Origin of the sequence: Micromonospora sp. DSM 45708 (genome assembly GCF_039566955.1) — a bacterium.
Taxonomy (GTDB): Bacteria; Actinomycetota; Actinomycetes; order Mycobacteriales; family Micromonosporaceae; genus Micromonospora.
Genome location: NZ_CP154796.1, coordinates 4,976,635 through 4,990,159, shown reverse-complemented (window position 1 = coordinate 4,990,159; position 13,525 = coordinate 4,976,635). Strand labels below are relative to the sequence as shown.

Here is a 13,525-nt window from a genome sequence, read left to right as displayed (position 1 = left end):
GGCCGGTGACGGACGGACGGACGCGCCGGCGGGAGGACACCCGCCAACGCCTCTTCGTGGCGGCGGTGGACCTGATCGCCGAGCAGGGCTTCTCGGCGACCACGGTGGACGACATCGCGGCCCGCGCCGGGGTGGCGAAGGGGACCGTCTACTACAACTTCGAGTCCAAGACGGTCCTCTTCGAGGAGTTGCTGCGGCACGGCATCGGCCTGCTCACCGCCGAGTTCCGGGCCGCGGTCGACGGGCTGCCGCCGCGCGAGGCGCTCGCCGCGCTGGTCCGCGCCGAGCTGGACTACATCCGCCGCTACCGGGCGTTCGCCCAGCTCCTGCTCTCCGAGATGTGGCGCACCAACCGGGAGTGGCAGCAGACGCTGCGGCTGCTGCGCGGCGAGGCGATCGAGGTGATCGCCGAGACGGTCCGGGCCGGGGTGGACAGCGGTGACCTCCCGGCCGACCTGGACGTGCGTACCGCCAGCTCGGCGCTGTTCGGCGTCGGGCTGGTGGTGGCCGTGGACTGGCTGGTGTTCCAGCCCGACCGGCCGATCGCCGACGTGCAGGAGGCGCTGCTCGGCATCGTCCGCCGGGTCGCCCGGACCTGACCGGAACGCGGTAAATCGTTTGAGTCGGCCGGGCCGGACCGGAAGGGTGGGGGTACCGCCCCCCACCGATCCGAGTCCGGAGGACACTGTCCATGCGCCTGCTCCGTGACCTGTGGGCCACCGCACCCCGGCGGATGACGGCCGTGCTGCTGCTGATCGTGCTGGGCGCCGGTGGCCAGGCCGCCGCCTCCGCGCTGGCCGGGCCGGTGCTGGTGCACCGGTCGTCCGGCTGGTTCGTCGCGCTGGCCGTCGCGCTTGTCGCCGCCGTCGTCACCGACCTGCTGATCGGGCTGATCATGGCCCGGCTCACCGCCGACTGGTCCGCCGACGTGCGTCGCCGGCTCTGCCGCGTCGCGCTCGGGCAGGAGCTGCCCGCCCTGGAGACCACGCCGGTCGGCGAGCTGCTCGACCGGATCGACAACGACGTCTACCAGGTCGCCGCCGAGATGCGGAACACCGGCGTACGGCTGGCGCAGGGCATCGCCGTCTGCGTGCTCGCCACCGTCAGCGCGCTCGTCGTCTGGTGGCCGGCCGGCGTCGGGATGGTGCTGCTCACCATGCTGCTCGCGGTCGCGCTGCGCCGGCCCACCGCCCGCATCGCGCCGGCCCGGATGGCCGAGGAGGAGGCCTGGTCCGACCTCGCGGCCGTGATGGAGGAGGCGGTGCACGGGCAGGACGACGTGCGCACCAGCCTGGCCCGGCCGTACGTGCTGCGGCTCTACGCCCGCCGCGCGGCCGAGGTGGTCGCGCGGTGCGGCCGGGTGTTCCGGCTCTCCGCCCGGGTCACCTCGGTGGCCGCCGGTGGCGTCCGGGCCGGCGTCGCCGGCCTGGTGCTGGCCGGCGCGTGGGCGCTGTCGACCGGGCGGGTCGACGCCGCCCGGCTCACCGCCATCTGGCTGCTCGCGATCGCGTTCGGCGCCACCGTCGAGCACATCGCCCGCTGGGTGCCGCACCTGCAACAGGCGTTCGGCGCGTGGGCCCGGGTGCAGCTGTTGGCCGGCGCGCGGCAGGAGCCGGTCGGCGGGGCCGCCCCGGCCGACGGCGACCTGAGCGTCCGCGGGCTCACCTTCCGCTACCCGGCCGCCGGTGACGAGCGCGGTCCGGCGTTGCGTGACGTGCGGCTCGACTTCGTCCGCGGGCGCTCGTACGCGCTGGTCGGGCGCACCGGCTCGGGCAAGTCGACGCTGACGAAGGTGCTCACCCGGGCCGTGGAGGTGCCCCGCGGCACCGTGTTCCTGGGCGACGCCGACCTGGTCGACCTGGACGTCGAGGAGCTGCGCCGGTGGATCGCCGTGGTGCCCCAGCGCACCGAGATCCTCGCCGGCACGCTCGCCGAGAACGTCGCGCTGCACGACCCGGAGCTGCTCGACGCCGCCGAACGGGCGCTGGCCGAGCTGGGCCTGGCCGGGTGGATCGCCGAGCTGCCCGACGGCGTGCACACCCGGCTCGGCGAGGGCGGGCACGTGCTCTCCGCCGGCCAGGAGCAACTTGTCGCGTTCGCCCGCATCCTGGTCCGGGACCCGCACGTGGTGATCCTCGACGAGGCCACCGCGCGACTCGACCCGGTCACCGAGAACCGGGTCCGCGAGGCCACCGAGCGGCTGCTCACCGACCGCATCGGCATCGTCATCGCGCACCGGCTCTCCTCGGTGCGCCGCTGCGACGAGGTGGTGGTGATGGCCGACGGCGCGGTGCTGGAGGCCGGCCCGATGCGCGAGTCCGCCCGCTTCGCCGAGCTGCTCGCCACCAGCCACGCCGGGGCGTACGCCGGCAGCGGCGCGCGGCGCGGCGGCGTGGAACTGCTCGACGCGCCCGGCTGGGCCGACGAGGCGGCCCCGGTCGTCGCGCCGGCCCCCGCGCCGCGCCGCGCCGGGATGCCGCGCGCCGAACCGCCGCCGGTGCCGCCCGCGCCGCCCGCCCGGACCATGCGGGAGATCCTCCGGCTGGGCTTCAACGATCCCCGCTACGGCCTGGCCGCGATCGGCCTGTTCATCGTGATGACGCTGCTCGGGCTGGACGGTTCGGTGCTGCCCTGGCTCTGGGCCGAGCTGGTCGCCGGCGGCGACCCGTGGCTGCCGGCGCTCGGCATCGCCGCCGCGCTGCTGCTGGTGCTGCCGCTGCCCTACCTCACCAACCTGTGGTTCCCGCAGTGGTGGATCCGGCAGATGCTGCGGATCAGCGCCCGGTTGGTGCACGGGCAGACCGGCGCGCGCCGGGTCAGCGGGCACACCCCGGCCGAGGTGGTCGCGCAGGGCGGCGACACGGACCGGGTGGTGCAACTCGCCGACAACCTGATGGACCAGTTCATCTCGCTGGCCATCGTGCTCACCATGACGCTGGTGACCGGCAGCTTCGTGCCGGCGCTGTTCTTCGTCGGCACGATGGTGGTCTCCGGGCTGGCCGCGACGCTGTTCGGTCCCCGGCTGGAACGCACCGCCGCCGGCACCGTCGCCGCCCGCGCCGCGTTCGCCACCGCGCTGGTTTCCGCGCTCTCCGCCGCCCGCACGGTGAAGCTGGCCGGCGCCACCCGGCCGGTGCTGACCCACCTCGCCGGGCTGGACGCGGTGCGCAGCGAGCGGCAGCGCCGGGAGATCGCCATGCAGGTGTGGGCCCGCTCCACCCCGGCGGTCGTCAGCGGGCTGCTGCCGATCGGGGCCTGGGCGCTCTACCTGACCGGCGGGCTCTCCGCCGGCGCCACCCTGGTCGCGGTCTCCACGCTCGGCGCGGCCCGCTGGTTCGCGTGGACCACCGCGGCGCTGGTCTCGCAGTACCCGTCGGCGCGGGTGTGGACGCGGCGGACCGTGGCGATGACCGGGACGGCCAACTACTCCGAACCGGTGCCGGGGCTCGATCTCGTCGCCGGCACCGCGCCCGCGCCGGAGCCGCCGCCCCGGCACCCGCTGCGCCGGCTGGAGCTGGCCGGCTTCGGCGCGCTGCACTCCGACGGCACACTCGCCGTCCGCGACGTCGACCTGGTGGTCGAACGCGGGCAACTGGTGCTGGTGGTCGGCCCGGTCGGCGCCGGCAAGTCGTCGCTGCTGCGCGCGCTCGCCGGGATCGTGCACCACGTCGGCGCGCTGCGGTGGAACGGCGAGCCGGTCACCGAGCCGGAGCTGTTCCTGCGCCCGAACCAGGTCGGCTACGTGGGCCAGCTTCCCCGGGTGCTCTCCGGCACGGTGGCCGAGAACATCGCGCTGGGCCACCCGGTCGACGCCGCGAGCGCGGTGTCGACCGCCCAGCTCGACCACGACCTGGCCGCCGCCGGAGGCGGGCTCGGGTTGCTCATCGGGCACAAGGGCACCCGGCTCTCCGGGGGGCAGCTCCAGCGGCTGGCGCTGGCCCGGGCGCTCGCTCCGCGTACCGAACTGCTGGTCGCCGACGACGTGTCGTCGGCGCTGGACGTGACCACGGAGCTGGCGCTCTGGGCGGCGCTGCGCGAGCACGGGGTGACCGTGGTCGGCTCGACCGCCAAGCGGGCCGCGCTGGTCCGCGCGGACCACGTGGTGGTGCTCATCGACGGTGCGGTCGCCGACCAGGGCGCCTGGTCGGATCTGGAATCCCGCTGGAACCACCTGGCCGGCTGACCGCCGGGCCCCCGACCCGGGCGGGCGGGGGCCCGGGGAGGTCAGAAGGCGCGGGCGTACTGGTCGGGCCAGCCCGGGGTGGCACCCAGCTTCGCGGCGGCACGACGCGGCCAGTACGGGTCGCGGAGCAGTTCCCGGCCCAGCAGCACCAGGTCGGCCTCCCCGCCGGCGACGATCTGCTCGGCCTGCTCGGGCTCGACGATCAGGCCGACCGCGCCGGTCGGCACGCCGGCGTCGCGGCGGATCCGGGCGGCCAGCGGCACCTGGTAGCCGGGACCGACCGGCACCGCCGCCTTCGCCGCCGCGCCGCCGGAGGACGCGTCGACCAGGTCCACGCCGGCCGCCGCCAGCTCGCCGGCGAGCACCACGCTGTCCTCGATCGTCCAGCCGTCGTCGGTCCAGTCGGTGGCGGAGATCCGGGTCAGCACCGGCACCGACTCGCCGACCGCCGCGCGGACCGCGCGGGCCACCTCCAGGGTGAGCCGCATCCGGCCGGCCCGGTCGCCGCCGTAGCCGTCGGTGCGGCGGTTGGTCAGCGGGGAGAGGAACTCGTGCAGCAGGTAGCCGTGCGCCGCGTGGATCTCCACCGCGGCGAAGCCGGCGTCCAGCGCCCGCCCGGCGGCGACCGCGAACGCGTCCACCACCGCCGCGACCCCGGCCTCGTCGAGCGCGGCCGGGGTGCGGTAGTCGCTGACGAACGGGTCGGTGCCCGGGCCGACCGGCGTCCAGCCGCCCTCGGTGTCCGGCACGCCGCCGCGCCGCTCCGCCCACGGCCGGTACGTCGAGGCCTTGAACCCGGCGTGCGCGAGCTGCACGGCCGGGACCGCGCCCTGGTCGGTGACGAACGCGGTGACCGGCCGCCACGCGTCGACGTGCGCACCGGACCAGAGCCCGACGTCCTGCGGGGTGATCCGCCCCTCGGGCACCACGGCGGTCGCCTCGGTGAGCACCAGCCCGGCCCCGCCGACGGCCCGGGAGCCGAGGTGGACGCGGTGCCAGTCGGTGGGCAGGCCGTCGGGCCCGGCGCTGTACTGGCACATCGGCGCCAGCGCGATCCGGTTGGGCAGCGTGACGTCGCGCAGGGCGAGCGGGGTGAACAGGGCGCTCATGCGGTTCTCCTCCGGTCAGGGCTTCGGGTGCGTTTCCTGCCGCTGGGGCGGCAGGAAACGCACCCGAAGGGCGTGGGGGTCAGGCGGGTACGGGGGCGAGGCGCTCGTGGTCGGCCGGCTCGACCGGCTCGATCAGGTCGCGCTTGCCGGCCGAGTCGTACGCGGCCCGGTCGAGCGTGCCCTCGCGGGCAGCCACGATGGTCGGCACCACGGCCTGTCCGGCCACGTTCGTCGCGGTCCGCATCATGTCCAGGATCGGGTCGATCGCCAGCAGCAGACCGGCGCCGGCCAGCGGCAGGCCCAGCGTGCTCAGGGTCAGCGTGAGCATCACGATCGCACCGGTCAGGCCGGCGGTGGCGGCCGAGCCGACCACCGACACGAACGCGATCAGCAGGTAGTCGGTGACGCCCAGGTCCACGCCGAACACCTGCGCCACGAAGATCGCGGCGAGCGCCGGGTAGATCGCGGCGCAGCCGTCCATCTTCGTGGTGGCGCCGAACGGCACCGCGAAGGAGGCGTACTCGCGGGGGACGCCGAGGCGCTCCACCGAACGCTGGGTCACCGGCATGGTGCCCACCGAGGAGCGGGACACGAAGGCCAGCTCGATGGCGGGCCAGGCGCCGGCGAAGAAGCGCAGCGGGTTGAGCCGGCCGGCGGCGACCAGCAGCACCGGGTAGACCACGAACATCACCAGCGCGCAGCCGACGTAGACGGCGGTGGTGAACTTGGCGAGCGGGGCCAGCAGGTCCCAGCCGTACGAGGCGACGGCGTTGCCGATCAGGCCCAGGGTGCCGATCGGGGCGAGCCGGATGACCCACCACAGCGCCTTCTGCACGATCGCCAGCAGCGCGCGGTTGAGCTGCACGAACGGCTCGGCGGGCTCGCCGACCAGCAACGCGGCGGCGCCCACCACCAGGGCGAGGAAGACGATCTGGAGCACGTTGCCCTCGACGAACGCGCCGACCGGGTTGGTGGGCACGATGCCGGTGAGGAAGTCGATCCAGGAGCCGGTGGTCTTCGGCGCGTTGGCGCCGGCCGGGTCCAGGTTCACGCCACGGCCGGGGTCGGTGAGCAGGCCGAGGCCGATGCCGATGCTCACCGCGATCAGCGCGGTGATGCCGAACCAGAGCAGCGTCTTGAGCGCCAGCCGGGCGGCGTTGGCGACGCCGCGCAGGCTGACCACGCTGACCACGATGGCGGTGAAGACCAGCGGCGGCACGGCCAGCTTGAGGAGCTGGACGAAGAGGCCGCCGACGGTGTCGAGCGTGCTGGTCAACCAGGCGAGGTCGTTGGCGCGGGCGAGGAAGCCGAGCGCCACGCCGAGCACGAGGCCGAGCAGGATCTGCACGGAAAAGGGGATCTTGCGCAGGGCGGAAGCCATGAGGGCGGGTCCAAGGTCTGGAGAGGGAAGGTGGGCGTCGGGGTAGCGGAGCTACGCCGGACAGACGCCGCTGGCCTGCCGTCGGAGGTCGACGTACAGGCGCTCGGTGAGGCACCAGACATTGGTCATCGCCGGCCCACGCTACTCCCGCGCCCCGCCCCATCGGAAGGACCGTTTCCCGTGACGCCCCTTACAGCGGATGTGGTGAAGGAGAGGCCCCTTTTTAACATCTGCCGGTTAGCGGGGCCCTTTCCACCGCCCAGGCGTCAACAGGGGGCCCCTCCTTGCGAGCACCACGGCGGTGGCCAGGCCCCACCCGGCGGCCACCGCCAGCAGCAGCCGCTCCAGCACCCCCACCAGCGCGCCCCGACCGACCAGCAGCATGGCCAGCCCGACCGCGCCGGCCAGCGGCAGCGCCAGCGCCACGCCGACCGCGGCGACCCGGCGCAGCGCCGCGGCGGTGGCGGGGGCGAGCAGCAGCGCCAGCATCGCGAAGACCACCGCCGCGGTGGCCGCGATGCTGGCCCCGCCGTGCACCAGGTCGGCCACCGTGGCGGCCTCGAACGGCGGCAGCGGGCAGCCGGCGCTGCACGTCACCGTGCCGGAGAGCGCCGTGCCGACCGCGCCGGCGCCGAGCAGCACGGACGCCGCCCGCGCCGCCGCCGGCAGCGCGCCGGCGAGCAGCAGCAACGCCGCCGTCAGCGTGAAGATCCCGATCCGGTACGCCCCGGCGTACCCGCTGTCGGCGACCCCGGCCTCGCTGACGTACCCGGTCGGGCCCGGGCCCGGACCGGCGACGACGGCGACCGTAACCGCTACCGCGCCGGCCACCACGCAGGCGGCGGCTCCGGCGGCGGCGACCCGGCGCGGCGTGCGGTCAGCCACGCCCGTGCGGCGTGGTCCAGCCGGCCAGGTCCGGACCGAGCGGCACGATCCGGGTCGGGTTGATCATGTCGTGGGTGGCGTAGTAGTGCCGCTTGATGTGGTCGAAGTCCACCGTCTCGCCGAAGCCCGGCGTCTGGAACAGGTCCCGGGCGTACGCCCACAGCACCGGCATCTCGGTCAGCTTCTGCCGGTTGCACTTGAAGTGCCCGTGGTACGCCACGTCGAAGCGGACCAGCGTGGTGAACAGCCGCACGTCCGCCTCGGTGATCGCGTCCCCCATCAGGTAGCGCCGCCCGGCCAGCCGCTCGCCCAGCGCGTCCAGCCGGGCGAACAGCGCGGTGTACGCCTCGTCGTACGCCGCCTGCGAGGTGGCGAAGCCGCACCGGTAGACGCCGTTGTTGACGTCGGAGTGGATCTCCGCCATCAGCGCGTCCATCTCCGGGCGCAGCTCGACCGGGTACAGGTCCGGCGCGTCCGGCGCGTGGAACCGCCGCCACTCGGTCGAGAGGTCGAGTGTGAGCTGCGGGTAGTCGTTGGTGACCACCCGACCGGTCAGCGTGTCGACGAGCGCCGGCACGGTCACCCGGCCGGTGTAGTCCGGGTCGGTGGCCAGGTACGCCTCGGAGAGGAAACCGACGCCCAGCACCGGGTCGAAACCGTCCGGGTCCAGCGCGAACCGCCAGCCCCGCTCGTCCCGGATCGGGTCCACCGTGCCCAGCGAGATCACCTCGTCCAGGCCGAGCAGGCCGCGCACGATCCGGGCCCGGTGCGCCCACGGGCAGGCCCGGCACCAGATCAGCCGGTAGCGGCCCGCCTCCAGCGGCCAGCGTCCCTGATCGTCGGGACCGCCGCCCTCCGGCGAGGTGGAGTGCGGGGTGACCCGCCCGGTGAACCGGTTGGGTTGGCGGACGAACGAACCGCCGCCACTTGTCTCTGCGCTGAACTGGGCCCCGGCCATGCCGCCAACCTATCCGCTCCGGGCGCGGATATCCTGGCGCCGTGGCACCCCGGCGCGACCCGCCGGGCCGCCGCCGACCGACCCCTTCCCACCCCCGAAGGACGTGCGCGCGATGACCGTGGCCTACCTCGTTGCCGGAGTCCGCACCCCGATCGGCCGGTACGCCGGCGCCCTCGCCGGGGTCCGCCCCGACGACCTCGCCGCGCACGTGATCCGCGAGCTGGTGACGCGGCACCCGTCGGTCGACTGGGCCCGCACCGACGACGTGATCCTGGGCTGCGCCAACCAGGCCGGCGAGGACAACCGCAACGTGGCCCGGATGGCCGCGCTGCTCGGTGGCCTGCCGGCGGAGGTGCCGGGCAGCACCGTCAACCGGCTCTGCGGCTCCGGCCTGGACGCGCTCGCCTCCGCCGCCCGCGCGATCGTCGCCGGGGACGCCGACCTGGTGGTGGCCGGCGGCGTGGAGAGCATGAGCCGCGCGCCGTTCGTGATGCCGAAGGCGACCACCCCGTTCTCCCGCACCGCCGAGGTCTACGACACCACCATCGGTTGGCGGCTGGTCAACCCGCTGATGGAGCGCGGGTGGGGCATCGACTCGATGCCGGAGACGGCGGAGAACGTGGCCGCCGAGTTCGGCGTGGACCGCGCCGCGCAGGACGCGTTCGCGTACCGCTCGCAGCAGCGGGCCGCCAAGGCACAGGCCGACGGCCGGCTGGCCGAGGAGATCGTCGGCGTCACCGTGCCGGCCGGCAGGCGGGAGACGAAGCTGGTCGAGGTCGACGAGCACCCCCGGGAGACCACGCCGGAGAAGCTGGCCGCGCTGCCCACCCCGTTCCGCGACGGCGGCACGGTGACCGCCGGCAACTCCTCCGGCGTCAACGACGGCGCGGTGGCGCTGCTGGTCGCCTCCGCGGCGGCCGTCGAGCGCTACGGCCTCACCCCGCTGGCCCGGGTACGCGGCGCGGCGGCGGCCGGCGTACCGCCACGGATCATGGGCGTCGGGCCGGTGCCGGCCACCCGGAAGCTGCTCGACCGGCAGGGCCTCACGCTGGCCGACGTCGACGTCATCGAGCTGAACGAGGCGTTCGCCGCGCAGTCCGTGGCGGTGCTGCGGGAGCTGGGCCTGCCGGAGGACGCCGAGCACGTCAACCCGAACGGCGGGGCCATCGCGCTGGGCCACCCGCTCGGCGCGAGCGGCGCCCGACTGGCGTTGACCGCCGCGCTGGAGTTGCGGCGGCGGGGCGGCCGGCGGGCGCTGGCGACGATGTGCGTCGGCGTCGGGCAGGGCATCTCGCTGCTGCTGGAGTCGGCCGGCTGAGAGCGGTCGGCGGCATCCGAGAAGTGGATCTCCCGTACCTGGTCCGGCGCGCATAGAGTGGGCTGGACCACATGATCCGCCTCGCCAGGCGGGCGACGACCGGGGAGATCGCGCGATGCAGACGTCGGACGGACCTCCCGCCGGGATCGACCTGAGCCGGCCCAGCGCCGCCCGGGTCTACGACTACTTCCTCGGCGGGGCGCACAACTTCGAGATCGACCGGCAGCTCGCCGAGCAGATCGCGGCCATGACGCCGAACCTGGCGGCCACCATGCGCTCCGGGCGGGAGTTCCTGCGCCGGGCCGTGCGGGTGCTGCTCGACGCCGGCATCGACCAGTTCCTCGACATCGGCTCCGGCATCCCCACCGTCGGCAACGTGCACGAGGTCGCCCAGGCCGCGAATCCCGAGGCCCGGATCGTCTACGTCGACATCGACCCGGTGGCGGTGGCGCACAGCCACGAGCTGCTGGCCGGCAACGACCGGGCCACCGCGCTCCTGGCCGACCTGCGCGAGCCGAAGCTGATCCTGGACCAGGCCCGGGCCGGCGGCCTGATCGACTTCGACCGGCCGCTGGGCATCCTGCTCGCCGGCGTGGTGCACTTCGTGCCGGACGCCGACCGCCCGGCCGACATCCTGGCCACCCTGCGGGCCGCCGCCGCGCCGGGCAGCTTCCTGGTGATCTCGCACTCCACGTTCGAGGACCAGCCGCAGGAGATGCTCGACGCGCAGCGGCTGTCGGCGCGTACCGCCACCGAGATCACGCTCCGCTCGCGGGCCGAGATCACCGGCTTCTTCGGTGACTGGACGGTCCTCGAACCGGGTGTGGTGCACATGCCGCTCTGGCGGCCCGACTCGCCCTCGGACGTGGACGAGCACCCGGAACGTTTCGGGGCGTTCGGCGGCGTCGCCCGGCACGACCGCGCTGCCGGGTGAACCGACGTGCCCGCCCCGGAGCCCGTCGGGGATGACCTCAGCCGTCCCGGCGCCACGGCGTACGCCGCCGAGTGGGCCCGGGCGGTGCGGCGCATCGGTTTCGTGCCGCTGAGCGCGGCCGAGACCGAGCACCTGCTGGTGTCGCTCACCGAGCGGCTGGCCCGCGCGTCGCTGGCGCCCGCCTTCTCCGCCCGGCCGGCGGAGGAGGTGGGGCGGGCTCTGGTGGAGGCGCACCTGACCGAGCCCGGCGTGCTCGACTGGTCGGTGCAGGCGCTCGGCGACCGGTTCCTGCCCTGGGTGCTGCCGGCCCGGGAGGAGGTGCCCGAGCTGCGGGAACGGATCGCGTCGTTGCAGGGCGCGGTCGCCGCCGGGTTCAGCCGCGCGCTGCGGGACCGGGTGTTCAGCCAGCAGGAGCGGATCGCCCGCTCCGCCTGGCAGGCCCGGGACGCCGTCGAGCAGGCGTTGCGGGACAGCGAGGCGCGGTTCCGGGCGGTCTTCACCGGCGCCGCCATCGGCATCGGCATCGCCGGTGTGGACGGGCACATCATCGAGGTCAACCAGTCCTTCGCGGACATGCTCGGCTACACCGTGGCGGAGATGCGGCAGATGAACGTGTCCGCGTTGGCGTACGCCGACGACGCGGCCGGCATGTGGGAGCTCTACCAGGAGCTGATCGAGGGCAAACGGGACAGCGTCCGGGTGGAGAAGCGCTACTACCGCAAGGGCGGCAGCGTGGTCTGGACCGACCTGGCCGTGTCGCTGATCCGGTACGACGACGGCCGACCCCGGTTCACCGTCGCCATGATCGAGGACATCACCCAGCGGTACGAGTTGCAGAAGCGGCTGCGTTTCCAGGCGCTGCACGACCCGCTGACCGGTCTGCCCAACCGGACGCTGTTCTTCGAGACACTCGGCGACGTCTTCGCCGCGGCCAGGCCCGAGCAGCGCGTCGGGCTCTGCTTCATCGACCTGGACGGGTTCAAGGCGGTCAACGACAGTCTCGGTCACGACCTCGGCGACCGGCTGCTCCAGGTCATCGCCCGGCGACTCAGCGACTGCGTGGCCGGCCGTGGCCACCTGGTGGCCCGGATGGGCGGCGACGAGTTCGTCATCCTGGTCGACTCCGGCGGCGGTCTCGACGACGCGGTGGAGGTGGCCGAGCTGGCGCTCGCGGCAGTCTCCGCCCCGGTGCACGTCGCCGACCAGCAGCTCGCCGTCTCGGCCAGCATCGGCATCGTGGACTGCCCGGCGGCGGAGACCAGCGCCGGGGAGCTGATGAAGGCCGCCGACACCACGCTCTACTGGGCCAAGGCCGAGGGGCGGGGCCGCTGGGCGGTGTACGACCCGGAGCGCAGCGCCGCCGACATCGCCCGGTCCGCGCTCGCCGCCAACCTGCCCGCCGCGCTGGACCGGGGCGAGTTCGTGCTGCACTACCAGCCCATCGTGTCCCTGCTGGACGGCACGATGGTGGCGGTCGAGGCGCTGGTCCGCTGGCAGCACCCGGAGCTGGGGTTGCTCGGGCCGGACCGCTTCATCGGCCTGGCCGAGGAAACCGGTCTCATCGTCCGGCTCGGCGCCTGGGTGCTGCGCCAGGCGTGCCGGGACGCCGAGGCGTGGCGGCGCGCCTTCCCCGAGTCGACGCCGGTGGTCAGCGTCAACCTGGCCGCCCGGCAGGCCGACGACCCGGCCATCGTGGAGACCGTGGCGCAGGCGTTGCAGCACACCGGCCTCCCCGCCGAGCTGCTCCAGCTCGAGTTGACCGAGAGCGCGGTGATGGGCAGCGCGGGCGAGCCGCTGCGCGCCCTGCACCAGCTCGCCGACCTCGGGTTGCGGCTGGCCATCGACGACTTCGGCACCGGCTACTCGAACCTGGCGTACCTGCGGCGGCTGCCGATCCACTGCGTGAAGCTGGCCGGCCCGTTCGTCGAGGGCATCCGCGGTGACGGCGCGGTCGCCGACCACCGCGACGAGCGGATCGTCGACGCGCTGGTCCGGCTGGCGCACGCGTTGGAGCTGTCGGTGACGGCCGAGGCGGTGGAGACCGAGGTGCAGGCCGAGCGGTTGCGGGCGTTGCGCTGTGACACCGGCCAGGGCCGCTGGTTCGGCCCCCCGATGCCCGCCGACGCCATCCGCGCCCGCCTGGCGGGGTAAGGAAGGGCCCCCTGTTAACGCCTCCGGTAGAGGCGGGGCCCCCTCTTAACATCTCGGTTTACGCAGCGCCCGCGCAGAGAAGAGAGAGAACTCGTGAGTCTGACCGATTCGCAGGCCGTGGTGTCGGTGGTCGCCGCGCTGGCGATCCTGGCCGGGCTGGCCGGCGTGGTGGTGCCCGGCCTGCCGGCGCTGCCGCTGTGCTGGGGCGGCGTGCTGGTGTGGGCGCTGTTCGGCGACGCCGGCCCGGGCCGCTGGGCGGTGCTCGCCGCCGCGACCGTGGTCGCCGCCGGTGGCACCGTGGTCAAGTACCTCTGGCCGGGGCGGAACCTGAAGCGGACCGGCGTGCCCACCAGGTCGCTGCTGGCCGGCGCGTTGCTCGGCGTGGTCGGGTTCTTCGTCATCCCGGTGATCGGGTTGCCGATCGGCTTCGTCGCCGGGATCTGGGGCGCGGAGCTGCTGCGGCTGGGCAGCAACCGGCTGGCCTGGCCGGCCACCGTGCAGGCACTCAAGGCGGCCGGCCTGTCCATGCTTGTCGAGTTCATGGCGGGCATGGTGATCGCCGCGCTCTGGGTGGCGGGCCTGCTGTTCGCCTGAGCCGCCGCCCGA

At 74.5% G+C, this 13,525-nt stretch carries 10 protein-coding genes; 6 read left to right on the top strand and 4 right to left on the bottom strand.

Annotated features, from left to right (window positions below):
• The first annotated feature begins 5 nt into the window (after window positions 1–5).
• Entirely contained in the window at window positions 6–599 is a 594-nt protein-coding gene (locus VKK44_RS21185; RefSeq protein ID WP_343442919.1) for a TetR/AcrR family transcriptional regulator, read from the top strand.
• A gap of 92 nt (window positions 600–691) precedes the next feature.
• The gene (locus tag VKK44_RS21180; RefSeq protein WP_343442918.1) at window positions 692–4,183 is read left to right on the top strand and encodes an ABC transporter ATP-binding protein/permease; all 3,492 of its coding nucleotides are present in this window, start codon (window positions 692–694) and stop codon (window positions 4,181–4,183) included.
• A gap of 41 nt (window positions 4,184–4,224) precedes the next feature.
• Here the strand turns inward: VKK44_RS21180 and VKK44_RS21175 are convergent, their stop codons facing one another.
• From VKK44_RS21175 to VKK44_RS21160, 4 genes are all read right to left on the bottom strand, one after another.
• Window positions 4,225–5,292, bottom strand: coding sequence for an NADH:flavin oxidoreductase/NADH oxidase (locus VKK44_RS21175; protein ID WP_343442917.1), 1,068 nt, complete (start codon window positions 5,290–5,292; stop codon window positions 4,225–4,227).
• 79 nt (window positions 5,293–5,371) lie between these two features.
• Window positions 5,372–6,661 carry a dicarboxylate/amino acid:cation symporter gene (locus tag VKK44_RS21170; protein ID WP_343447848.1) on the bottom strand — a complete coding sequence of 430 codons (1,290 nt, stop codon included), beginning with the start codon at window positions 6,659–6,661 and terminating at the stop codon, window positions 5,372–5,374.
• A gap of 249 nt (window positions 6,662–6,910) precedes the next feature.
• Window positions 6,911–7,558, bottom strand: coding sequence for a DUF998 domain-containing protein (locus VKK44_RS21165; RefSeq protein ID WP_343442916.1), 648 nt, complete (start codon window positions 7,556–7,558; stop codon window positions 6,911–6,913).
• A complete protein-coding gene (locus tag VKK44_RS21160; RefSeq protein WP_343442915.1) occupies window positions 7,551–8,516 on the bottom strand; it encodes a glutathione S-transferase family protein in 966 nt (321 codons plus the stop codon). Before VKK44_RS21160 ends, VKK44_RS21165 begins: the two co-directional genes overlap by 8 nt.
• A 112-nt stretch (window positions 8,517–8,628) precedes the next feature.
• Between VKK44_RS21160 and pcaF the strand changes: the two genes are divergently transcribed.
• The 4 genes from pcaF to VKK44_RS21140 all read left to right on the top strand — a co-directional run bounded on the left by pcaF (window position 8,629) and on the right by VKK44_RS21140 (window position 13,513).
• Window positions 8,629–9,834, top strand: a complete 1,206-nt coding sequence (pcaF, locus tag VKK44_RS21155) for a 3-oxoadipyl-CoA thiolase (protein WP_343442914.1) — start codon at window positions 8,629–8,631, stop codon at window positions 9,832–9,834.
• A 115-nt stretch (window positions 9,835–9,949) separates the two neighbouring features.
• Window positions 9,950–10,768 carry an SAM-dependent methyltransferase gene (locus tag VKK44_RS21150; RefSeq protein WP_343442913.1) on the top strand — a complete coding sequence of 273 codons (819 nt, stop codon included), beginning with the start codon at window positions 9,950–9,952 and terminating at the stop codon, window positions 10,766–10,768.
• Between the two features lie 6 nt (window positions 10,769–10,774).
• Entirely contained in the window at window positions 10,775–12,919 is a 2,145-nt protein-coding gene (locus VKK44_RS21145) for a putative bifunctional diguanylate cyclase/phosphodiesterase (RefSeq protein WP_343442912.1), read from the top strand.
• Between the two features lie 93 nt (window positions 12,920–13,012).
• Complete coding sequence (locus tag VKK44_RS21140; RefSeq protein WP_343442911.1) at window positions 13,013–13,513, top strand: DUF456 domain-containing protein; 501 nt, start codon at window positions 13,013–13,015, stop codon at window positions 13,511–13,513.
• Window positions 13,514–13,525 lie beyond the last annotated feature (12 nt).